The organism is Burkholderia pseudomultivorans (assembly GCF_902499075.1).
Taxonomy (GTDB): Bacteria; Pseudomonadota; Gammaproteobacteria; order Burkholderiales; family Burkholderiaceae; genus Burkholderia; species Burkholderia pseudomultivorans.
The window spans coordinates 1-22,141 of the sequence record NZ_CABVPP010000084.1; the positions used below are offsets into that span (position 1 = coordinate 1).

Annotated in this window: 18 protein-coding genes and 1 pseudogene; 10 read left to right on the top strand and 9 right to left on the bottom strand. The window is 68.1% G+C overall.

Annotated elements, in window-relative coordinates; genetic code table 11:
- Positions 1-393 precede the first annotated feature (393 nt).
- Both BST28156_RS32140 and BST28156_RS32145 read left to right on the top strand, forming a co-directional pair.
- Positions 394-3,255 carry an ATP-dependent Clp protease ATP-binding subunit gene (locus BST28156_RS32140; protein ID WP_012217846.1) on the top strand — a complete coding sequence of 954 codons (2,862 nt, stop codon included), beginning with the start codon at positions 394-396 and terminating at the stop codon, positions 3,253-3,255.
- 175 nt (positions 3,256-3,430) lie between these two features.
- Positions 3,431-5,710, top strand: coding sequence for an FdhF/YdeP family oxidoreductase (locus tag BST28156_RS32145; RefSeq protein WP_012464955.1), 2,280 nt, complete (start codon positions 3,431-3,433; stop codon positions 5,708-5,710).
- A gap of 70 nt (positions 5,711-5,780) precedes the next feature.
- Here BST28156_RS32145 and BST28156_RS32150 read toward each other — a convergent pair whose 3' ends face one another.
- Positions 5,781-7,202 carry a purine-cytosine permease family protein gene (locus BST28156_RS32150; RefSeq protein ID WP_012217844.1) on the bottom strand — a complete coding sequence of 474 codons (1,422 nt, stop codon included), beginning with the start codon at positions 7,200-7,202 and terminating at the stop codon, positions 5,781-5,783.
- A 224-nt stretch (positions 7,203-7,426) separates the two neighbouring features.
- On the opposite strand from BST28156_RS32150, the gene BST28156_RS32155 reads away from it, so the two are divergent.
- Positions 7,427-8,350: a LysR substrate-binding domain-containing protein gene (locus tag BST28156_RS32155; RefSeq protein ID WP_174904364.1), complete on the top strand. Its 924-nt coding sequence runs from the start codon at positions 7,427-7,429 to the stop codon at positions 8,348-8,350.
- 54 nt (positions 8,351-8,404) lie between these two features.
- Here BST28156_RS32155 and argE read toward each other — a convergent pair whose 3' ends face one another.
- From argE to BST28156_RS32175, 4 genes are all read right to left on the bottom strand, one after another.
- Complete coding sequence (argE, locus tag BST28156_RS32160; protein ID WP_012217842.1) at positions 8,405-9,568, bottom strand: acetylornithine deacetylase; 1,164 nt, start codon at positions 9,566-9,568, stop codon at positions 8,405-8,407.
- Positions 9,561-10,238 (bottom strand): DUF1028 domain-containing protein, encoded by a 678-nt coding sequence (locus BST28156_RS32165; RefSeq protein ID WP_006407374.1) that lies wholly within the window; start codon positions 10,236-10,238, stop codon positions 9,561-9,563. Before BST28156_RS32165 ends, argE begins: the two co-directional genes overlap by 8 nt.
- The gene (locus BST28156_RS32170) at positions 10,235-10,684 is read right to left on the bottom strand and encodes a RidA family protein (RefSeq protein WP_006407373.1); all 450 of its coding nucleotides are present in this window, start codon (positions 10,682-10,684) and stop codon (positions 10,235-10,237) included. Before BST28156_RS32170 ends, BST28156_RS32165 begins: the two co-directional genes overlap by 4 nt.
- Positions 10,685-10,787: 103 nt before the next feature.
- Positions 10,788-12,113: a flavin-containing monooxygenase gene (locus tag BST28156_RS32175; protein ID WP_012217841.1), complete on the bottom strand. Its 1,326-nt coding sequence runs from the start codon at positions 12,111-12,113 to the stop codon at positions 10,788-10,790.
- Positions 12,114-12,526: 413 nt separating this feature from the next.
- Here BST28156_RS32175 and BST28156_RS32180 point away from each other — a divergent pair, with 413 nt between their 5' ends.
- Positions 12,527-12,682, top strand: coding sequence for a hypothetical protein (locus BST28156_RS32180; protein ID WP_006408543.1), 156 nt, complete (start codon positions 12,527-12,529; stop codon positions 12,680-12,682).
- A gap of 53 nt (positions 12,683-12,735) precedes the next feature.
- On the opposite strand, the gene BST28156_RS32185 is transcribed toward BST28156_RS32180, so the two are convergent.
- From BST28156_RS32185 to BST28156_RS32195, 3 genes are all read right to left on the bottom strand, one after another.
- On the bottom strand, positions 12,736-13,656 hold the full coding sequence (locus tag BST28156_RS32185) for a bestrophin family protein (protein ID WP_006414711.1): 921 nt from the start codon (positions 13,654-13,656) through the stop codon (positions 12,736-12,738).
- Positions 13,657-13,758: 102 nt separating this feature from the next.
- On the bottom strand, positions 13,759-14,766 hold the full coding sequence (gene cydB, locus BST28156_RS32190; RefSeq protein WP_012217839.1) for a cytochrome d ubiquinol oxidase subunit II: 1,008 nt from the start codon (positions 14,764-14,766) through the stop codon (positions 13,759-13,761).
- A gap of 3 nt (positions 14,767-14,769) precedes the next feature.
- A complete protein-coding gene (locus BST28156_RS32195) occupies positions 14,770-16,170 on the bottom strand; it encodes a cytochrome ubiquinol oxidase subunit I (RefSeq protein ID WP_006398851.1) in 1,401 nt (466 codons plus the stop codon).
- A gap of 421 nt (positions 16,171-16,591) precedes the next feature.
- Between BST28156_RS32195 and fdhD the strand changes: the two genes are divergently transcribed.
- The 6 genes and pseudogenes from fdhD to BST28156_RS35225 all read left to right on the top strand — a co-directional run.
- Entirely contained in the window at positions 16,592-17,446 is an 855-nt protein-coding gene (gene fdhD, locus BST28156_RS32200; RefSeq protein WP_012217838.1) for a formate dehydrogenase accessory sulfurtransferase FdhD, read from the top strand.
- Positions 17,443-18,657 carry a molybdopterin molybdotransferase MoeA gene (locus BST28156_RS32205; RefSeq protein ID WP_012217837.1) on the top strand — a complete coding sequence of 405 codons (1,215 nt, stop codon included), beginning with the start codon at positions 17,443-17,445 and terminating at the stop codon, positions 18,655-18,657. Before fdhD ends, BST28156_RS32205 begins: the two co-directional genes overlap by 4 nt.
- Before the next feature lie 160 nt (positions 18,658-18,817).
- Positions 18,818-19,942 (top strand): GTP 3',8-cyclase MoaA, encoded by a 1,125-nt coding sequence (gene moaA / locus BST28156_RS32210; RefSeq protein WP_012464956.1) that lies wholly within the window; start codon positions 18,818-18,820, stop codon positions 19,940-19,942.
- 45 nt (positions 19,943-19,987) lie between these two features.
- Positions 19,988-20,551: a molybdenum cofactor biosynthesis protein MoaE gene (locus tag BST28156_RS32215; protein ID WP_012217835.1), complete on the top strand. Its 564-nt coding sequence runs from the start codon at positions 19,988-19,990 to the stop codon at positions 20,549-20,551.
- A 5-nt stretch (positions 20,552-20,556) separates the two neighbouring features.
- Positions 20,557-20,814 carry a molybdopterin converting factor subunit 1 gene (gene moaD, locus BST28156_RS32220; protein WP_006398844.1) on the top strand — a complete coding sequence of 86 codons (258 nt, stop codon included), beginning with the start codon at positions 20,557-20,559 and terminating at the stop codon, positions 20,812-20,814.
- 1 nt (position 20,815) lies between these two features.
- Positions 20,816-21,037 (top strand): annotated as a pseudogene (locus tag BST28156_RS35225) (sulfite exporter TauE/SafE family protein); the annotation flags it as partial.
- A 198-nt stretch (positions 21,038-21,235) separates the two neighbouring features.
- On the opposite strand, the gene BST28156_RS32230 reads toward BST28156_RS35225, so the two are convergent.
- Positions 21,236-22,141: aminotransferase-like domain-containing protein (locus tag BST28156_RS32230; protein ID WP_174904365.1), on the bottom strand; the 906-nt coding region annotated here is incomplete at its 5' end.

Consider the following 22,141-nt stretch of genomic DNA (forward strand, 5'->3'; position numbering starts at 1 on the left):
CGCGCCGCACGCGCCGCCTGCCGCCGCCTTTCCCCTCGCCCTGCGCCGCGCCCGCCCGTGCGGGGCCGCGCACGCGCGTCTGTACTCCTCGCGGCCCGCGTTCGCGCGCATGTGAGGGTGCAATTTGCCGACGGACCGGCACGGAACTGTGTCTTGGATGGGTTCCGGCGATTCGCTATTTTGAACGCAGTCGAAGTCGTGCCGCGGGCTCCACGAAGCACGCGCGTACGCGGTGCCGAACGCCGTCGCCGGCTGCCGCGTCGCGCGCTGCGCGACGGTACGGGCGCCGAGCGCGCGCCGCCGCGCCGCGTGTCGCGGTCAGCACGTTCCGTTGCCGCCGCGCATCGGTACGTCGCCCTTCGATCCACTTTCATTGACAGGAGCCAGACCACCATGCCCGCACTTTGCGACATCTGTCACGCCCGGCCCGCCGTTGCGCGCGCCACCGTGATGCAGGACGGCGAACGCAAGACGATCTCGATCTGCGACTATCACTTCCGGCAGCTGATGCGCCATCAGAGCATGCTGAATCCGTTCGACTCGCTGCTCGGCGGCGGTCCGTCGTCGCTGTTCGGTGGCCTCGACGAAGCATCGCCGCTCGCCGCGGAAATCCCGCGCGAGTCGGTCGACCCCACCGACGCGTTCAGCGAGCAGACGCTCGAGCTGCTGCAGCGCGCAGCCGAGAAGGCGCACGAGCTGCGCCGCAACGAACTCGACACCGAACACCTGCTGTACGCGCTCGCCGACACCGACGTATGTGCGGCACTGCTGAAGGAACTGAAGCTGTCGCCGCAGGACACCAAGGCCTACATCGACGAACACGCGCACACCGGCAACGCCGATCCGGACCAGTCGCTCGAGAAGCTGTCGATCTCGCCGCGCGTGAAGAAGGCCGTGCAGTACGCGTTCCAGGCGTCGCGCGATCTCGGCCATTCGTACATCGGGCCCGAGCATCTGCTGATCGGGCTCGCATCGGTGCCGGACAGCATCGCCGGCACGCTGCTGAAGAAATACGGCGTGACGCCCGAGGCGCTGCGCCAGAAGGTTGTGAAGGTCGTCGGCAAGGGCGCCGAAGACGGCCGCGTCGACACGCCGACCGGCACGCCGAATCTGGACAAGTTCGGCCGCGACCTGACCGCGCTCGCGCGCCAGGGCAAGCTCGACCCCGTCCTCGGCCGCGCGCAGGAAATCGAAAGCGCGATCGAGGTGCTCGCGCGCCGCAAGAAGAACAACCCCGTGCTGATCGGCGAGCCGGGCGTCGGCAAGACGGCGATCGTCGAAGGGCTCGCGCAGCGGATCGTCAACGGCGACGTGCCGGAAGTGCTGCGCGGCAAGCGCCTCGTCGAGGTCAACATCAATTCGATGGTCGCCGGCGCGAAATATCGCGGCGAGTTCGAGGAGCGCGCGAAGCAGCTGATCGACGAAGTCACCGCGAAGCAGGACGAACTGATCCTGTTCATCGACGAGCTGCATACGATCGTCGGCGCGGGGCAAGGCGGCGGCGAAGGCGGGCTCGACATCGCCAACGTACTGAAGCCCGCGCTCGCGCGCGGCGAGCTGAGCCTGATCGGTGCGACGACGCTGAACGAATACCAGAAGTACATCGAGAAAGATGCGGCGCTCGAGCGGCGCTTCCAGCCCGTGTTCGTGCCGGAGCCGAGCGTCGAGCAGACGATCGTGATCCTGCGCGGGCTGCGCGACAGCCTCGAAGCGCACCACCAGGTCACGTTCTCCGACGACGCGTTCGTCGGGGCCGCCGAATTCGCGGACCGCTACATCACCTCGCGCTTTCTGCCCGACAAGGCGATCGACCTGATCGATCAGGCGGCCGCGCGCGTGCGGATCGGCGCGACTTCGCGCCCGGTCGACATCCAGGAAGACGAAGCGCAGATCGCGCAGCTCAAGCGCGAGCAGGACTACGCGACCTCGCGCAAGCGCTTCGACGAGGCGAAGCAGTTCGAAGAACAGATCAACGCGAAACAGAAGGCGCTCGACGAGAAGATGGAAGCGTGGCAGCGCAAGACCGGCTCCGAGACGCTCGAGGTCACGGTCGAATCGGTCGCCGAAGTCGTCTCGCGCCTGACCGGCATTCCGGTGTCCGAACTCACGCAGGAAGAGCGTCAGAAGCTGCTCAAGATGGAAGAGCAGCTGCGCGAGCGCGTGGTCGGACAGAACGACGCGGTGGTCGCGGTCAGCGATGCGGTGCGCCTGTCGCGCGCGGGGCTCGGCCAGACGCACCGGCCGATCGCGACGTTCCTGTTCCTCGGGCCGACCGGCGTCGGCAAGACCGAGCTTGCGAAGGCGCTCGCCGAAAGCGTGTTCGGCGACGAGCAGGCGATCATCCGGATCGACATGTCCGAATACATGGAGCGGCACGCGGTCGCGCGGCTGATCGGCGCGCCGCCCGGCTACGTCGGCTACGACGAAGGCGGTCAGCTGACCGAGCGCGTGCGGCGCCGCCCGTACAGCGTGATCCTGCTCGACGAGATCGAGAAGGCACATCCGGACGTCTACAACGTGCTGCTGCAGGTGTTCGACGACGGCCGGCTCACCGACGGCAAGGGACGCGTCGTCGACTTCAGCAACACGATCATCATCGCGACGAGCAACCTCGGCGCGGCGATCATCATGGACAACCTCACGCAGCCGGAAGCCGCGCGCAAGACCGACAAGGCGATCCGCGAAGAACTGATGCAGGTGCTGAAGGGCCACTTCCGCCCCGAGTTCCTGAACCGGATCGACGAAGTGATCGTGTTCCATGCGCTGTCGAAGGAGAACATCCGCTCGATCGTGCAGATCCAGCTCGATCGCGTCGTACGCACCGCGGCCGCGCAGGACATCCAGCTCGTGATGGGCGAATCGCTGATCGAGCATCTGACCGAGGCGGGCTATCAGCCGGAATTCGGCGCGCGCGAACTGAAGCGTCAGGTGCGGCAGACGATCGAGACGCGGCTCGCGAAGGAAATCCTCGCGGACGCGCTGAAGTCGGGCGATCGCGTCGAGGTCGACTACGACAAGGACCGCGGCGAAGTGACGTTCAACAAGCTGCCGCCGGCCGAGGCAACGGACGCAAAGGACGCCAAGGCCGCCAAGCAGGCCGGCAACGGCAGCGCGAAGGGCAACGGCAGTGCCGCTGCGGCCGATGGCCGACCCGACGGCGAGGCCGGCGCGAGCGACGGCGCGCCGGCCGAGGCACCGCCGCCCGCGAAGAAGTCCGGCAAGAAATCGTCCGGCGCGAAGAAGGACGCGCCGTGAGGCCTCGGCCGGTGCGCGCGGCGGCACGTCGCCGCGCGCGCCGGCCGCCGATGAACCCGCGCGGCCCGACATCGGGGCGCGCATGACCGTCTGCGTCCGCCGGGCGCAGACGTCCCCGCCGTCGCACGGCGCAACCCGGGCTGCCCGCACCGCGGCGCAGCTGATGGAGAATCACATGACAAATCGACGCGAAGTGCCAGGCATCAGGAAGTACGACGGGCCCGCCGGCGGTTGGGGCGCGCTTCGCGCGACAGCCGAGGCCGTCCGCACGCAGATGGAGACCATTGAGGCACCGATCACGCTGATGCGCACCAACCAGCCGGACGGCTTCGACTGTCCCGGCTGCGCATGGCCGGACAAGGAGCACAAGTCGACGTTCCAGTTCTGCGAGAACGGCGCGAAAGCCGTCACGTGGGAAGCGACGACCAAGCGCGTGACGCCCGAGTTCTTCGCGGCGAATACGGTTTCCTCGCTGCTGCGCATGTCGGACTACGAGCTCGAGAACATGGGCCGGCTCACGCATCCGCTCGTCTACGATCGCGCGACCGACACGTTCCGCGCGGTCGAATGGGACGACGCGTTCGCGCGCATCGGCGAAGTGCTGCGCGCGCTGCCGCCCGAGCAGATCGAGTTCTACACGTCCGGCCGCGCCTCGAACGAGGCCGCGTACCTGTATCAGCTGTTCGCGCGCGAACTCGGCACGAACAACTTCCCCGACTGCTCGAACATGTGCCACGAGCCGACGAGCGTCGGGCTGCCGCAGTCGATCGGCATCGGCAAGGGCACCGTGTCGCTCGAGGATTTCGACCAGTGCGAGCTGATCATCTCGATCGGCCACAACCCGGGCACGAACCATCCGCGGATGATGGGCACGCTGCACGAATGCGCGCGCCGCCACGTGCCGATCATCGTCTTCAATCCGCTGCGCGAGCGCGCGCTCGAACGCTTCGCGGATCCGCAGGACATGATCGAGATGGCGTCGTTCGGTTCGACGCGGATCGCATCGACGTATTACCAGGTCGATGCGGGCGGCGACGCGGCCGCGCTGAAAGGCATCATGAAGGCGCTGCTGCAGCTCGAGGCCGAGCGCGGCGACGTGCTCGATCGCGCGTTCATCGCGCAGCACACCGAAGGCTTCGACGCGTTCGCGGCCGATCTCGAGGCGACGTCGTGGGACGACATCGAGCACGCGAGCGGGCTCAGCCAGGCGCAGCTCGAACAGGTCGCGCTCGCCTATGCGAAGTCGAACGCGACGATCGTCACGTACGGGATGGGCGTCACGCAGCACAACAAGGGCACCGCGAACGTGCGGCTGATTGCCGATCTGCTGCTGTTGCGCGGCAACATCGGCAAGCCGGGCGCCGGCATCTGTCCGCTGCGCGGCCATTCGAACGTGCAGGGCAACCGCACGGTCGGCATCACCGAAAAGCCGTCCGCCGAGTTCCTGAAGAAGCTCGAGGACGTGTTCGGCTTCACGCCGCCGTCGCATCACGGTCACGACGCGGTGCAGGCCATGCAGGCGATGATCGACGGCACCGCGAAGGCGCTGCTCTGTCTCGGCGGCAATTTCGCGGTCGCGCTGCCCGATCCCGAGCAGTCGTTCCCCGCGATGTCGAAGCTCGACCTGAGCGTGCATCTCGGCACGAAGCTGAACCGCTCGCATCTGCTCGTCGCGAAGGAGACCTACATCCTGCCGGTGCTCGGGCGCACCGAGCTCGACGTGCAGGCCAGCGGTCCGCAGTCGGTGACGGTCGAGGATTCGATGTCGATGGTCCATGCGTCGGCCGGCAAGCTGAAGCCGGCCTCCGAGCATCTGCGCTCGGAGCCCGCGATCGTCGCCGGCATCGCGCATGCGACGCTGCCGAACAGCAAGGTCGCGTGGCTCGACCTGATCGCCGACTACGACCGGATCCGCGATCTGATCGACCGCACGATTCCCGGCTTCGAAGCGTTCAACGAACGGATCCGCACGCCGGGCGGCTTCCGGCTGCCGCTGCCGCCGACCGAACGCGTGTGGCGGACGCCGACCGGCAAGGCGATGTTCTCGGTGTACAAGGGCGTCGCGGAAGACGCGGAAGTGCTCGGCGGCGAACAGGTGCTGCGACTCATCACGCTGCGCAGTCACGACCAGTACAACACGACGATCTACGGGCTCGACGATCGCTATCGCGGCGTGTTCGGGCGGCGCGACGTGCTGTTCATGAATCCGGCGGATCTCGAGAAGTACGGTCTCGAGCACGGCGACCTCGTCGACATCGAGACGATCGGCGCGTCCGGCCGCACGCTGCGTCTCGAGAAGATCACCGCGATCGAGTACGACATCGCGCCCGGTTCGGTCGGTGCGTACTACCCGGAAGCGAACGTGCTCGTGCCGCTCGACTATATCGACAAGGAAAGCGGCACGCCGTCGTACAAGTCGGTGCCGGTGCGCGTCGTGCGCTCGGCGACCGTCTGAGCGGCGGGCCGGCGCGCGGCATGCCGTGCGCCGGCCGCGCAGCGCTTGCCGCCCGCGTCGCGCGCCCGGCTCAGCGCGCGGCGCTCGACGGCAGCGACGCGGCCGTCTGCTTGCGGCGATACGCGCTGTCGCGCGTCGCGAGCCAGTAGTACAGCGGCGAGGTCAGCACGAGGCCGACCAGCCACGACAGATCCGCGCCGCCGAGATGCGCGGGAATCGGGCCTGCATACATCGGCGTGTTCATGAACGGAATCTGCACGACGATCCCGACCGCATAGGCGAGCAGCGCCTGCGGATTGAAGCGTCCGTAGATGCCGCCGTCGACGAGGAAGATCGACTTGATGTCGTACTTGCCCTTGTGGATCACGTAGAAGTCGATCAGGTTGATTGCGGTCCACGGCACCAGCACGACGAGCAGCGCGAGGACGAGATCGACGAGGTGGCCGATGAAGTTCGTCGACGCGCCGATCGCCGCGTAGCAGCACGCCACGAAAATCACGACCGACAGCACCGCGCGCGCCTTCGCGGTCGGAATCCACCGGTACGCGAACGTCTGCACCGACGTGATGACCGCGAGCACCGCGCCGTAGAGGTTCAGCGCGTTGTGGCTGATCACGCTGAGCAGGAACAGCACGAGCATCAGCGGGCCGAGCGCGCCCGTCGCCTGCTTGACCGCGTCCATCGTGTCGGCGCCGGCCGGCACCGCGAGCACCGCGACCGCGCCGAAGATGAATGCGAGCGTCGAACCGATCGCGCAGCCGAGATAGGTCGCCCAGAACGTCGACGCGACGCCGACGTTCTCCGGCAGATAGCGCGAATAGTCCGACACGTACGGCGCGAACGCGATCTGCCAGAGCGCCGACAACGATACCGTCGCGAGCCAGCCCGCGAAGTTGAAGCCGCCGCGCGTGAAGAAATCGTCGGTGCTCACGTGCGACAGGATCATCCAGAAGCCGACGGCGATGCCGATTCCGAGCACCCACGTGCCGATCCGGTTCAGGATATGGATGAACCGGTAGCCGACGATGCCGATCAGCCCGGAGCCGACCGCGCCGATCACGATGCCGACCGGCACCGGCACGGCGGGCGCGATTCCGTGCACCGACTTGCCGGCGAGCACGATGTTCGACGCGAAGAAGCCGACGTACATGACGGCCGCGATGACCGTCACGAGCAGCGCGCCCCACGAGCCGAACTGCGCGCGGCTCTGGATCATCTGCGGGATGCCCATCTGCGGCCCCTGCGCGGAATGCAGCGCCATCAGCACGCCGCCGACCGCCTGGCCGACGACGATCGCGACGATCGCCCACATCAGGTTCAGATGAAAGATCTGCACGCCGAGCGCGCCCGTCACGATCGGCAGCGGCGCGATATTGCCGCCGAACCAGAGCGTAAACAGATCGCGCACCTTGCCGTGCCGGTCTGCGGGCGGCACGTAGCCGATCGTATGCTTCTCTATCATTGGGGACGCGTTGCGGTCCGCGGTCGTCATGATGATGTCTCCTGTGCAGCGCGGCGGGTGCCGGCGCGGTCGATGTCGGAGACGATGGTGCGCCACGCGCGGGGCGACCGGAAAATACTAAAAATATTTCCGAGCCATATGAAAAAGCTCTGCAGCGACGATCGCGGCCGCGGAATTGTTCGGGTATGGTGCTACCCCGACATCCTGGAACCGCCGCCCCCGCGCGGCGCCAGGCCGAGCGATAGAGGTGCTTCGTGGCTCACTACACTTTGCGGCAGTTGAAATACTTCGTGACGACGGTCGAGGCCGGCAGCGTCGCCGAGGCGTCGCGCCAGCTGTTCATCGCGCAGCCGTCGATTTCCAGCGCGATCAAGGGTCTGGAGGAAAGCTTCGGCGTGATGCTGTTCATCCGCCATCACGCGCAGGGCGCGTCGCTGACGCCGAGCGGCACGCGCTTCTACCGGAAGGCGCAGGAACTGCTGCGCATCGCGCGCGAATTCGAACAGAACGCACTGGCGGACAACGACGTCGTGTCGGGCCAGATCGACATCGGCTGCTTCGAGACGGTCGCGCCGCTGTATCTGCCGCAGCTGATCGCAGGCTTTCGCGAGCGCTATCCGGGCGTCGCCATCCGGCTGCGCGACGGCGATCAGCAGGAACTCGTGCAGGGGCTGACGGCCGGCAGCTTCGATCTCGCGTTTCTCTACGATCACGATCTCGACGCGACGATCGAGACCGAGCCGCTGATGCCGCCGCAGCAGCCGTACGTGCTGCTGCCGGAAAACCACCGCTTCGCGAGCCAGGCGCAGGTGTCGCTGCACGACCTGAGCGTCGAGCCGATGATCCTGCTCGACGTGCAGCCGAGCCGCACCTACTTCGTCAGCCTGTTTCACGAACTGGGGCTCACGCCGAACATCGTGTTCGCGTCGCCGTCGATCGAGATGGTGCGCGGGATGGTCGGCCAGGGCTTCGGGTTCTCGCTGCTCGTCACGCGCCCGCATTCGGAATACACGTACGACGGCCGCCGCGTCGTGACGATCGGCATCAGCGAAACGGTCAGCCCGTCGGGGCTCGTCAGCGCGCGGCTCAAGCGCGGGCAGTTGACCAAGCAGGCGCAGGCGTTCGTCGAGTTCAGCCGCGAACGGCTCGCACAGATCCACGCGGCGCCGCCTGGCTAGCGGCCGGCGCCGCGTTCGAACGCCGGCATGTCGGCGCGTCGGAACGTCGGTGCATCAAGCGCCTTGCGCGAGATGCGCGGCCAGCCGCGCGAGCATCGCATCGCAGCCGTGCAGCTGCGCGAGCGTCACGAATTCGTCGGGCTTGTGCCCCTGATCCATGCTGCCCGGCCCGCAGACCACGGCCGGAATGCCGGCCGCGCCGAACAGCCCGCCCTCGGTGCCGAACGCGACGGTGCCGAACGCGTCCGAGCCGGTCAGCATCGCGAGCAGCCGCGCAGCGTCGCTGTCGCGCGCGGTCGCGAGCCCCGGATAGGCGCCGAGCGGCTGCAGCCGGATGTCGGTATCGGGCTGCACCGCGCGCATCGCGGGCAGCAGTTCCGTTTGCGCATAGTCCTGCAGCGCGCGCGGCACGTGCTCTGCGTCGAAGCCCGGCAGCGCACGCACTTCGAAGTCGAACGTGCATTCGGCCGGCACGATGTTCAGGGCGCGCCCGCCGTCGATCAGCCCGGCCTGCACGGTCGAGAACGGCGGATCGAAGCGGCCGTCGCGATGCTCGGGGCGCGCAAGCGTGTCGCCGATCTCGCCGAGCCGGCCGATCAGCTTCGCCGCATAGTGGATCGCGTTCACGCCCGACGGCGCGTAAGCCGAATGACAGGCGGCGCCCTTCACGTGACAGCGCATCGCAAGCTTGCCCTTGTGGCCGAGCACCGGCTTCAGCTCGGTCGGCTCGCCGATCACGCAAAGGCGCGGGCGATCCGCGCGCTGCGCGAGCGCCTCGAGCATCGGCCGCACGCCGACGCAGCCGATCTCCTCGTCGTACGAAAACGCGAGATGCACGGGCTCGCGCAGCGGCCGCGCGACGAACGCGGGCACCGCGGCGAGCACCGACGCGATGAAGCCCTTCATGTCGGCCGTCCCGCGTCCGTACAGGCGACCGTCGCGTTCCGTGAGCCGGAACGGATCGACGGTCCAGGCCTGTCCGTCGACCGGCACGACGTCGGTATGGCCGGACAGCGCGATCCCGCCGCCGCCGCGCGGGCCGATCGTCGCGTAGAGGCTCGCCTTCGTGCGCTCGGCGTTGTAGAACAGTTCGCTCTCGATCCCGAAGCCGCGCAGATAGTCGCGGATGAAATCGATCATCGCCAGATTCGAATCGCGGCTGACCGTCGCGAAGCCGATCAGCCGTTCGAGCAGCGCGCGGCTCGCTCCGTCATTCATCGCCGGGCACTCCGTAGCTCGGCGCGGCGGTCGGGTCCAGCGCGCGCGTCTGATAGTCGTGCATCTGCGGACGGTACGCGCGCCACAGCGCATCGAGCTGCGCGATCGGCGCCGTGTCGGCCCAGTCGACGCGCAGATCGACGATCGGCCAGGTCAGATCGCCGGCCACCTGCAGCGCGGCCGAATGCACGGGCCCCGCCTCGCCGCCGGCCGCGACCGCCGCGTGCATCGCGGCAAGCAGCCGATCGGCGAGCAGCCCGTGTGCGCGCTCGAAGGCCTCGACCATCGCATCGATCACGCCGGTCGACGCGAGCAGATTGCCGGCCGCGACGCACTGCTCGCCGGTCGCCGCGTGGTGCGTGCCGAGCGCCTCGCTGCCCGTGAAGCAGGCGGTGCGCCCCTGCCCGTCGATCACCGTGACCTGCCGATACTGGCTCCAGCCGTTCGCGCTCAACGCGCGGTCGAGCGCCGTGCGCGGCGCGCACTGCTCGCGCTCGATCCGGTCGAGGATCTGCGGGCCGAGCGCAGGCAGCGTGACGTTCTGCGTCGCGACCGCGCCGACGCCCGCACGCACCCACGGACAACGCGCGCCGACCGCGATGCTCGACGAGCTTATCGCGATCCCGAGCTGCCCCGTCTCCGGGCAGCGCCCGACGATCGAGAACGTCATGCCGCCTCCTGCGTGCGGTTCGGTTGCCAGTTGTCGGGAATCACGGCGATCACATCGATTTCCATCAGCCATTGCGGCTGGCCGAGCGCCGATACGACGAGGCCCGTCGAGATCGGATAGACGCCCTTCAGCCACTTGCCGACTTCGCGATACACCGGCTCGCGGTAGCGCGGGTCGATCAGGTACGTCGTCGTCTTCACGATATGCGTGAGGTCGCTGCCCGCTTCCTCGAGCAGTTGCTTGACGTTCTTCATCGCCTGCTCGGCCTGCGCGCGCGGATCGCCCAGACCGATCAGATTGCCGTCGAAATCGGTGCCGACCTGGCCGCGTACGTAGACGGTATTGCCGGCACGCACGGCCTGGCACAGATCGTTGTCGAGCGACTGGTTCGGATAGGTGTCGCGCGTGTTGAACATGCGGATGCGGGTATGGGTCGGTTCGCTCATCGGTGTCCTTCGTTCGGGTCTCGTGTCGGATGAAACGCCCGCCGTGCGCGATGCGCATTCGTGCGGCGGGCGCGTGAAATCGGGCGGCGACGCTGAGTGGCGTTCAGCTCAGCGCGTCCGCGAGCGGGCACGCGGCCGGCGCCGTGCCGGCGTCCTGCGCCGCACGACGCTGCGCGCCCGTGTGGTAGTCGAGATATTTGCGCTGTGTCGCGATGTGATCGGCGATGTGCCTGGCGTCGTGCCACACGCCCCAGATGAAGCTCGATCCGCGTCGCGACAGCCACGGCAAGCCGACGAAATAGATGCCGGGCTCCTTCGACACGCCGCGCTGATGCTGCGGCTTGCCGTTCTCCGCGAACGCGTCGACCTTCAGCCAGCCGTAGTCGACCGCATAGCCGGTCGCCCAGACGATCGACGTGACGCCGGCCGCCGCGAGGTCGAGCGTCGCAAGCGGATGCGCGACGCAGTCGGGATCGGGCAGGATGCGGCGCGCCTCGGGCTCGTCGGGCAGATCGAGGCCGTTGCGTGCCGCGTACGCGTCGGCCGCGTCGAGCAGCGCGAGATAGTTCGCGTCGCCGCGCGCGAGATTCGCGGCGAGATCCGCTTCGAACGTGACGACGCCGCCGTCGAACGCGCGCGTCATCCCGACCAGCGTCACGCCCTGGTTCGCGAGCGCGCGGAAATCGACCGTGTGGCCGCCACGCGCGCCGCTGACCGCGATCGTCACGTGTTCGCGGCCGGGCGTCGCGACTTCCTTGTCCCATTCGCCGAGCACGCCGAGCCACCAGCAGAAGTCGCGGCCGCGATACGCGCGCGGCGGGCGATCGTGCGGGCCGACCGACAGATAGACGCGGCGGCCCGCGCGCTGCAGTTCGTCGGCGATCTGCACGCCCGACGAGCCGGCGCCGACCACGAGCACGCCGCCGTCCGGCAGTTGCGCGGGATTGCGATAGTCGGCGGAGTGGATCTGCGTGAGACGCGCATCGCGCGGCGCGATCGGCGGAATCACCGGACGCTGGAACGGGCCGGTCGCGACCACCACGCGCATCGCGTCGAAGCGGCCGGCCGAGGTTTCGACGACGAAGCCCGGCTTGCCCGCCTGGCGCACGACGCTCGTCACTTCGACGCCGGTGCGGATCGGTGCGCCGATCTTGCGCGCATAGGCTTCGAAGTAGTCCGCGACCTGATCCTTCGATGCGAACGCGTCGGGATCGAGGCCGTCGAATTCGAGCCCCGGAAAGCGGTCGTGCCACGCGGGCCCGTTCGCGACCAGCGAATCCCAGCGCGCGGTGCGCCAGCGCTCGGCGATGCGGTCGCGCTCGAGCACGAGATGCGGCACGTCGAGCTTGCCGAGGTGCTCGCTCATGGCCACGCCGGCCTGGCCGGCGCCCACCACCAGCGTATCGATTGCGGTTGTTTCGACTGTCACGTCTGTCTCCTTCTGAAGTGCGGCCCGCGCGGCACCGGCGGTCGCGCGAGTTCGAATGGAGACATTCTGCTGACGCGCCGCGCGGCGCGAAATGAGGTTTTTTGTCGTCGTTGGCGAGAAAAAAGCTGGCCCTGCCGCGGCGCCTTGACGGGCGGCCGCGCGCGCCGGGCCGTGCGCGCGTCCGTCTCGGGCGATCGCGTTCGTCGGTCTCGCGCAATGTTCAGACGAAACGCCGTGCAGCCCGTTGCCCGCGCAACGGTCCCCGATTCACGGCGTGCGGACCGACAATCGTTGACGGTCTTCGCCGCGCGGAACTGGTACGATGCGCGTCGTTTTCCCTGATCGTCACACCGCCGCGCGCCGGTCCGGCCCCTTTGCAGCAACCGCCGGAACCGCGCGCCCGCGCAAGCAACATGAAGAAATTGATGCAGTACCTCCGCACCCTGCACCGGCTCGACCGCACACTCGTCGCGCGCGCATGCGCGCTGCTGTCGATGGCGGCGCTGCTTTATCTGATGTGGCCGTCCGCCGAGATCGCGCGGCTCGCGATGGAGTCGACGCTGCGTTGAATCTCTGAAGCGCGCCGCGGCGCGACGCACGACGCGCGCGCGGGGTCACGCCGTTACGTGATCTGATACGTCGACGCCGGCACATACTCTTCCGGCAAGTCGCGCTCGCCCAGCTCGAGCACCGAGCGCTCGATCGTGCGCGTCATTGCGTCGAGCGCGAGCGCATTCGGCGCGAGCCCGAACGGCTCGGCCACCTCGTTCGCGATCGCCTCGAGCGCAATCAGCGTGTACGAGATGAACACGCAGATCAGCGGCGTGAAGAATTCGGTCGAATCGACGAGGCCGAACGGCAGCAGCACGCAATACGCATACACCGTGCGATGCAGCAGCACGCTGTACGAGAACGGGATCGGCGTCGAGAGGATCCGTTCGCAGCCGCCGACCGTCTTGCCGAGCGCATCGAGCTGCGCGTCGAACATCCAGCAGATCGTCTCGCTGCCCGGCGTGCGGCCGAGCGCGTGCACGAGCTCGCCGCGCAGCAGGTCGAGGATCGCGACGGGCCGGTACGCCTTGCGCGCGAGCAGGCCCGCACGCTCGGCGCCGAGGATGCGCTCGAGGTCCGGCAGCGGATCGGTGTGACGCAGCTCGTGCTTCAGCGCATAGGTGAACGCGATCAGCCAGTCGGCGAGCCGGTTGCGCTGCGCGTCGTCGACGCTGTCGGGCAGATAGCGCCGCATCTGCGACGTCAGCGCGCGTGCGGCGATCAGCAGATTGCCCCACAGCAGCCGCGCCTCCTTGAAGCGCTCGAAGCTCGCGTTGTTGCGAAACGCGAGGAAGATCGCGAGCGCGAGCCCGAACAGCGTGAACGGCGCGGTGTTCAGCGGAATCTTCTCGCCGAAGATGCGCCCGTTCGTGAAGACCGCCAGCGTGCTGACGATCGCCATGAAAGCGAGTTGCGGAATGATCGATTGAAGCACGGAGCCGTTCCATACAAACAGCATCCTGAGCCAGTTTTGTCTTGGTCTGACGATCATGGTGAGTATTCCGACTGACCGCGCGTGCGCGCGGGCATCCTGCGATGCGCGACGGCCCGCGCTGGGCGGGCCGCTGTTCCGTTCCGTGCCGGCTTGCGCCGCTCAGTGATAACCGATGTCGCCCTCGCGCACCTTGCCGCGGAACACGCGATACTGCATCGCGTTGTAGACGAGGATCACCGGCAGCACGATCACCGTGCCGACGAGCGCGAACAGCTGGCTCGAATGGCTCGACGACGCATCCCAGATCGACAGCGACGGCGGCACGATGTTCGGCCAGATGCTGATGATGAGCCCCGTATAGCCGAGGAACACGATGGCGAGCGTCAGCAGGAACGGCGTGGCCTCGTGCCGGTACTTCACCGTGTGGAAGATGCCCCAGACGCACGCGACGACGAGCACCGGCACCGGCAGGAACCAGCCGAGATTGCCGCTGCCGAACCAGCGATGCGCGACGGCCGGCAGGCCGATCACGGTCCACAGGCTGACGACGGCCATCACGCCGAGCAGCACGGCCGTCAGCGGCTTCATCAGCTCGCGCATCTTGCGCTGCAGCTCGCCGTCGACCTTGAGGATCAGCCAGCCGCAACCAAGCGTGGCATACGTGACGAGCACGCCGATCCCGCAGAACAGGCTGAACGGCGAGAGCCAGTCGAACGGCCCGCCCGCGAAATGGTTGTTCTCGATGCGGATGCCCTGCAGCAGCGAACCGAGCACGATGCCCTGGCAGAACGCGGCAAGCGCGGAGCCGCCCATGAACGCGAGATCCCACATGTGCTGCGTGCGGTTCGCCTTCGCGCGCAGCTCGAATGCCGCGCCGCGGAAGATCAGCCCGACCACCATCAGGATCAGCGGCAGGTAGTTGGCCGGCAGCAGCGTCGAATACACGACCGGAAACGCGCCGTACAACCCTGCGCCACCGAGCACGAGGAACGTCTCGTTGCCGTCCCACACCGGCGCGACCGTATCGAGCATCACCTGCCGCTCGGCTTTCGCGTCGAAGAACGGAAACAGCAGACCGATGCCGAGATCGAAGCCGTCGAGCATCACGTAGAGGAACACGCCGAGGCCGATGATCGCGGCCCACACGACAGGAAGATCGATTTGCATGCTTTACTCCGCTTCGGCCGTATCCAGCGACGTCGACAAGGCGCGATTGCGCAAGCCCGGATGCCGGTGGAGCTCGATATACCCGGCCTGCGCGGCCGGCCCGTGCTTCATCAGTTTCATCATGTAATAGATGCCCGTTCCGAATACGAGGAAATACACAACGACGAACACCAGCAGCGATACGCCGACCTGCTGCGCGGTGAGCGGCGACACCGAATCGACCGTGCGCAGCACGCCGTAGACGGTCCACGGCTGCCGGCCGACTTCGGTCGTGATCCAGCCCGCGAGCAGCGCGACGATGCCCGACGGCCCCATGCAGAGCACGAACCACTGGAACCAGCGCGTTTCATAGAGGCGCCCGCCCTTGCGCAGCAGCAGCCCGAGCAGCGCGGTCAACAGCATCAGCATCCCGAGCCCCGCCATGATCCGGAAGGTCCAGAACACGACCGGCGAATACGGGCGATCCTGCGGCGCGAATTCCTTCAGCCCGCGAATTTCGCCGTCCCAACTGTGCGTGAGGATCAGGCTGCCGAGGTGCGGCACCTGGATCGCATAGCGCGTCGTCTCGGCCTGCATGTCGGGCAGGCCGACGAGGTTCAGCGCGGTGCCGCCCTTCTCGGTCTCCCACAGCCCTTCGATCGCCGCGATCTTCGCCGGCTGATACTCGCGCGTGTTGAGGCCGTGCGCATCGCCGACGACGATCTGGATCGGCGCGAGCAGCAACAGCATCCAGAGCGCCATCGAGAAGCTGCGCTTGACCGGTTCGTCGCGGCGCCCCTTCAGCAGATGCCATGCGCCGCACGCGGCGACGATGAAGCCCGCGACGATGAACGCGGCGATCGTCATGTGCACGAGGCGATACGGGAACGACGGGTTGAACACGACCTTGAACCAGTCGACCGGCACGACGAGGCCGTTCTCGATCCGGTAGCCTTGCGGCGTCTGCATGAAGCTGTTCGACGCGAGGATCCAGAACGTCGAGATCAGCGTGCCGACCGCGACCATCAGCGTCGCGAAGAAATGCGCGCGCGGGCTCACGCGCTGCCAGCCGAACAGCATCACGCCGAGAAAGCCCGCTTCGAGGAAAAATGCGGTCAGCACCTCGTAGGTGAGCAGCGGCCCGGTGATGTTGCCCGCGATGCGCGAGAAGCCCGACCAGTTCGTGCCGAACTCGTAGGCCATCACGACGCCGGAGACGACGCCCATCCCGAAGCCGATCGCGAAAATCTTCGACCAGAACTGGAACATGGATTTGTAGGCCGCGTCGCCGGTGACGAGATAACGCCATTCCAGCACCGCGAGGAAGCTCGCCATGCCGATGCTGATCGCGGGGAACACGATGTGGAACGACACCGTGAACGCGAACTGCAAGCGTGCGAGATGGAACGCATCGAAGATTTCCATGATCGTAATGTGCTCGTGGTTGTGAGGACGTGCGCCCGAAACTGGAAATCGCGCGACGGCTCGATTGCATGTACGAGCGCAGCTGGACCACGTCGCACGGCATCGAAGCGTGAATGACGATAGCGCGTTTCGAACGATACTCGCAATCGCTCTCGCGTGCATCGAAACTGTGCTCGCCGCGTCGCCGAAGATGTGTACACGGAAAACCGGTTGCGCGTGCAGACGGGCGCCAGCTGTACTGCTTTCCGTGCCGCGGCGCTGTGCACACGCGGCTGCGCCGAACGCCCTTAAGATCGTTTCCAAAGCCCGCCCGGCACGGCTGCGCGACCCGGCGCGGCGCCGCGGCAGGCCCGTTTCCGTCGTCCGGCGCAGCGCGCGGGACGCGGCCGGCAGGCCGGCCGATTCGACTGGAGAAACCCGTATGGAATCCTGCGTTCGCGACGAAGCGCCGGCCGGCAGCATCAGCTGTCATGTGACGCGTCATCGTGCCGGCGCGTCGCAGCGCGTCGTCGATCGCGTCGTCGATCGCGTCGTCGACGAATGCCCCGTCGCGCTCGTGTTCAACGGCATCGCGCATACCGTGATGATGGCGACGCCGATCGATCTCGACGCGTTCGGCGTCGGCTTCGCGCTCAGCGAAGGCATCGTCGAGCGCGCGTCGGACGTATTCGACATCGACACCGTGTACCGGGCCGGCAGCGCCGAAGTGCAGCTGACCGTCTCGCAGCAGGCGTTCATGGCGCTCAAGGCACACCGCCGCGCCCTTGCCGGCCGCACCGGCTGCGGCGTGTGCGGCATCGAAAGCATCGCGCAGCTCGATCTGCATCCGCCGCGCATCGCGGCCGCCGGCAGCGCGGCCGACATCGCAGCGGCCGCCGTCGCGCGCGCCGCGCGCACGCTGCCGGCGCGGCAGACGCTGATGCACGCGACGGGCGGCATCCACGCGGCCGCGTGGTGCGACCGCGACGGCAACGTGCTCGACGTGTTCGAGGACGTCGGCCGCCACAACGCGCTCGACAAGCTGATCGGCTGTCTCGCACGCCGCCGCGCGGACTTCGGCGCAGGCTTCGTGTTCCTGTCGAGCCGCGCGAGCTACGAGCTCGTGCGCAAGGCCGCGCGCGTCGGGATACCGATGCTCGCGACGATCTCCGCGCCGACCTCGCTCGCGATCGACGTCGCGCGCGAAGCCGGCATCCGGCTCCTCGGCTTCTGCCGCAACGACGGCTTCGTCGAATACGTGTCGCCGGCCGCCACCCTTTCCACCCTGTCGCGATGAAACCCTTGCTCGATTTCGATACCGCCCAGCAGTACTTCGCGACCGCGTTCGCGCCGCTCGATGCGGCCGTGACCGTGCCGCTCGCCGATGCCGTCGGCCGCATCCTGGCCGCGCCGCTGTTCGCGTCGCTCGATCAGCCGCCCGTCGATCAGAGCGCGATGGACGGCTACGCCGTGCGCGCCGCCGATCTCGCCGGCGCCGAGCCGCTGCGCGTCGCGCAGCGCTGCTATGCGGGCGATGCGCCTGCGCCGCTCGCACCGCGCACGGCCGCGCGGATCTTCACGGGCGCGCCGATTCCGGCCGGCGCCGACACGGTCGTGATGCAGGAGCACGCGCACGAGCGCGACGGCTGCGTGACCTTCGACGCCCCGCCGCGCGCCGGCACGCATATCCGGCGCCGCGCCGAGGAACTGCGCGCCGGCGATCTGCTGATCCCGGCCGGCGTCCGGCTCGGCGCGATGCACGTCGGCGTCGCGGCCGCGCAAGGCGTGTCGACGCTCGACGTGCGCCCGCCGCTGCGGGTCGGCATTCTGACGACGGGCGACGAACTCGTCGCGTGCGGCGCGCCGCGTGCGCCGCAACAGATCTACAACAGCAATGCGCCGATGCTCGCCGCGCTGGTCGCGGGCACCGGCGCGGCCGTCGTCGCGAACCTGCATGCGCAGGACACCGCGGACGCCGTCGAGCGCGCGTTGCGCGACCTGCATGCGCGCTGCGAGCTCGTCGTGTGCGTCGGCGGTGCGTCGGTCGGCGACAAGGACCTGCTGCGCGGCACGCTGAACGCGCTCGGCGCGGCGTTCGTCGTGTCGGGCGTGCGGATGAAGCCCGGCAAGCCGGTCGCGCTCGCGCGACTCGACGCGCGGCCGGTCGTGCTGCTGCCCGGCAATCCGGGCGCCGCGACGACCGCATTCGCGCTGTTCGTCGCGCCGCTGATCCGCCGGCTGCAGGGGCGTGCCGAGCGGCTGCCGGTCGTGCCGTCGCTGCCGCTCGACATCGACGTCGAACCCGATCCGCAACGCGAGCGCTTCATCCGCGTGCGCTGCGACGTCGCGCCGAACGGGCTGCCGCTGCTCGATGCGCTGCGGCAGCAGGGCGCCGGCACGCTGAACTCGCTTGCGCATGCGAGCGGTCTCGCGCGCGTGCCGGCCGGCGAACGGATCGCGCGCGGCGAGCCCGTACCGTATTACGACTTCGCGCGCTGGCTCGCATGACCATGCTGCGCGCAGCGTCCGCCGACGCGAACTGTACCCCTGCATTTCGCGTGCGATTGTGCCTCTGCCGGCCGACGCGCGCGCACTATCCTCACGAGAAGGCTCGCCGCGGCCCGTGCATCCGCACGCGACCGCACCGCGACGCCGCCCCGCTCACCCGATGCAGGCCGACGAACCGATCGTGAACGCCATCGCTTCCGCCGCGCCGGCCGGCGCCGCCGTGTCCGGCGACGCAGCGTCCGACGCCCTCCTCCGCACGGTCGACACGCTCGACCGCCCGCTGCGCGACCTGCGGCTGTCCGTCATCGATCGATGCAACTTCCGTTGCGGCTACTGCATGCCGCGCGAGATCTTCGGCTCGGACTATGCGTTCATGCCGCCGGCCGACCGGCTCTCGTTCGCGCAGCTCGAACGGATCGCGCGCGCGTTCGTGTCGCTCGGCGTCGAAAAGATTCGGATCACCGGCGGCGAGCCGCTGCTGCGCCGCCACCTCGAAACGCTGATCGAACGGCTCGCCGCATTGACGACCGTCGACGGCCGCCCGGTCGAACTCGCGCTCACGACGAACGGCGCACTGCTCGCCGCGAAAGCGCGCACGCTGCGCGATGCCGGGCTCACGCGCGTGACCGTCAGCCTCGACGCGCTCGACGACGCCGTGTTTCGCCGGATGAGCGATGCCGACGTACCCGTGTCGCGCGTGCTGGCCGGCATCGAAGCCGCGCAGGCCGCGGGCCTCGCGCCCGTGAAGGTCAATGCGGTGATCGAGCGCGGCGCGAACGACGATCAGATCCTGCCGCTCGTGCGCCACTTCCGTCATACGGGCGTGAGCGTGCGCTTCATCGAATACATGGACGTCGGCGGCGCCTACGGGTGGTCGCACGACAAGGTCGTGACGGCCACGCGGATGCGCGAGCTGATCGACGCCGAGTATCCGCTCGTCACCGTCGGCGGGCCCGCGCACGACGCGACCGCGATCCGCTGCCGTCATGTCGACGGCGGCGGCGAAGTCGGCTTCATCGCGAGCGTGTCGCATCCGTTTTGCGGTACGTGTTCGCGTGCGCGCGTGTCGGCCGACGGCACGCTCTACACGTGCCTGTTCGCGACGCAAGGCACCGATCTGCGGCCCTGGCTCGACGATGCGACACCGCTCGACGGCCTCGCCGCCGCCGTTCGCGCGCGCTGGACGCAGCGCGGCGACCGCGCATCCGAGCAACGCGCCGCGCGTGCCGCCCGCACGCCGCGCCATCCCTATCCGACCGTGCGCATGTCGCTCGTCGGCGGCTGACACGCCGCCGCGCGATGCCGGCCGATCGCTTCCTGGAGAACCGTCATGACGACCTTCACCGAACCCCACGCCGAACCGCCCGACGATCCGCTGCGCGGCGAACATCCGCCTGAAACCGCCGTGCCGCACGGCACGCCGCTGCCCGCGATCGCCGCCGGCTTCGAAGTGCGCGTGCAGTATCAGCCGATCGATGCAGGTGTCGAGCTTGCGCCGATCGTGCGCAATCCGCACGTCGGTGCGGTCGTGAATTTTCTCGGCGTCGTGCGCAACGAAGGCGACATCGACGACGTCGTCGCGCTCGAAGTCGAACACTATCCGACCATGACCGAGCAGGCGCTCTGGAGCATCGTCGAGGAAGCGACCGCACGCTGGCAGCTCGAGACGGTCAGGATCGTGCATCGCGTCGGGCGCATTCCGCTCGGCCATCCGGTCGTGCTCGTCGTCGTCGCGGCTGCCCATCGCGCGGCCGCGTTCGACGCATGCGAATTCCTGATGGACTTCCTGAAGACGCACGCGCCGTTCTGGAAGAAGGAGATCCGGCAGGACGGCGCGTCGGGCTGGGTCGAAGCGAAGGCGCTCGACGATCACGCGATGCGTCGCTGGGGCTGAACGACATGAAACTGACGATCAAGTACTTCGCGAGCATTCGCGAACAGCTGCAGGTCGACGAGGAAACCGTCGACATCGATGCAAGCGAACTCACGGTCGACGCGCTGCGCGGCACGCTCGCCGCGCGCGATGCGCGCAGCGCCGACGCACTGCGGATGGACCGGCCCGTGCGGGCCGCCGTGAATCTCGAGATGGTGACGGGCGACTTCGTCGTCCGCGACGACAGCGAGGTCGCGTTCTTTCCGCCCGTGACGGGCGGCTGACGTCACGCTGATCGCGGCGTTCAGCGGCGCCGCGCACGCGCGCGCCGTGGACCTCGCGATCTCGGCCGCAGCCAGCCTGCCCGCGATCGCCGGCATGCAGGTCGTGCGGCCGCTGCGTGATCGCATGTCGCCGACGCTGTTTCGCCGCGTCGTGCTGCGGTTCGTGCTCGTCGCTGCCTTGCAGATGATCTGGAAATCCGGCGTGCTGCCGCACGCGAGCGCGATCCGGCAGCGCGTGCGCATGGGTTCTGAAAGCTCGCAAGCGTACGATGGGCAGGCCGGCCGCATCGCCGGCACCGTGCCACTTCAGAGATTCGACATGGAAACCTACCTGCTGCTCGGCTGCGGCCTCGGCGTCGGCCTGCTGATCGCGATCTGGGGCGTGTGGTCGCTGCGCTGAGCGGCTCGCGCCGCGCGTCGGTCAGCGCACGCAACCGGCGGCCAGCTTGCCGACCGTAATCACGGCCTGCTCGATTTCGGGCGACCACGGGCTGCTGTAGTTCAGCCGGATGAAGTTTCGATAGTTGTCGGTGATCGAGAACATATAGCCGGGCCCGATCGTGATGCCTTCATCGAGCGCGAGCTGATACAGCCGCATCGCGTCGACTTGCGCGGGCAGCTCGATCCACAACACGTAGCCGCCCGCCGGGCTCGAGATGCGCGTGCCTTCCGGAAAGAAACGCGACACCATCGCGCGCATCAGGTTCGCCTGCTGCGCATACGCCTTGCGCAAGCGCCGCAGGTGATGTTCGTAGCCGTCGCGTTCGAGAAACTCCGCGATCGCGAGTTGCGGCAACGACGGTGTCGCGAGCGTGTTCAGAAACTTCAGCTTCTCGACCTGATCGCGATAACGCCCCGGCAGCGCCCAGCCGATCCGGTACGCGGCCGTCAGGCTCTTCGAGAACGACGAACAGTGCAGCACGATGCCGCTGCGATCGTAGGACTTCAGCGTGCTCGGATGCGAGTCGCCGAAATACAGTTCGTTGTACACGCCGTTTTCGATCAGCGGCATGTTCACGCGCGTCGCGAATTCGACCAGTTCGCGCTTGCGCTCGTCCGGCATCTGAAAGCCCAACGGATTCTGGAAGTTCGGCATCACCATGCACGCGGCGATCGGCTGCGACTTCGCGATCGCCGCCAGCGCCGCGATGTCGATCCCGTACTCCGGATGCGTCGCAACCTCGATCGCCTTCATCCCCATTCGTTCGATCGCATGCAGCATGGCGTAGAACGTCGGCGACTCCACGGCAATCGTGTCGCCCGGTTTCGCGACCGCCTGCAGACACAGATTGATCGCCTCCGTCGCGCCCACCGTCACGATGATCTC

Coding starts and splice junctions, on each gene's coding strand:
- BST28156_RS32165 (WP_006407374.1), bottom strand. CDS start 10,238: ATGACGTTCTCGATCGTCGGGCGCTGCCCGGAGACGGGGCAGCTCGGG.
- cydB (WP_012217839.1), bottom strand. CDS start 14,766: ATGCAAATCGATCTTCCTGTCGTGTGGGCCGCGATCATCGGCCTCGGC.
- moaA (WP_012464956.1), top strand. CDS start 18,818: ATGCAGGCCGACGAACCGATCGTGAACGCCATCGCTTCCGCCGCGCCG.
- BST28156_RS32215 (WP_012217835.1), top strand. CDS start 19,988: ATGACGACCTTCACCGAACCCCACGCCGAACCGCCCGACGATCCGCTG.
- BST28156_RS32150 (WP_012217844.1), bottom strand. CDS start 7,202: ATGACGACCGCGGACCGCAACGCGTCCCCAATGATAGAGAAGCATACG.
- BST28156_RS32205 (WP_012217837.1), top strand. CDS start 17,443: ATGAAACCCTTGCTCGATTTCGATACCGCCCAGCAGTACTTCGCGACC.
- BST28156_RS32185 (WP_006414711.1), bottom strand. CDS start 13,656: ATGATCGTCAGACCAAGACAAAACTGGCTCAGGATGCTGTTTGTATGG.
- argE (WP_012217842.1), bottom strand. CDS start 9,568: ATGAATGACGGAGCGAGCCGCGCGCTGCTCGAACGGCTGATCGGCTTC.
- BST28156_RS32145 (WP_012464955.1), top strand. CDS start 3,431: ATGACAAATCGACGCGAAGTGCCAGGCATCAGGAAGTACGACGGGCCC.
- BST28156_RS32195 (WP_006398851.1), bottom strand. CDS start 16,170: ATGGAAATCTTCGATGCGTTCCATCTCGCACGCTTGCAGTTCGCGTTC.
- BST28156_RS32140 (WP_012217846.1), top strand. CDS start 394: ATGCCCGCACTTTGCGACATCTGTCACGCCCGGCCCGCCGTTGCGCGC.
- moaD (WP_006398844.1), top strand. CDS start 20,557: ATGAAACTGACGATCAAGTACTTCGCGAGCATTCGCGAACAGCTGCAG.
- BST28156_RS32170 (WP_006407373.1), bottom strand. CDS start 10,684: ATGAGCGAACCGACCCATACCCGCATCCGCATGTTCAACACGCGCGAC.
- BST28156_RS32180 (WP_006408543.1), top strand. CDS start 12,527: ATGAAGAAATTGATGCAGTACCTCCGCACCCTGCACCGGCTCGACCGC.
- fdhD (WP_012217838.1), top strand. CDS start 16,592: ATGGAATCCTGCGTTCGCGACGAAGCGCCGGCCGGCAGCATCAGCTGT.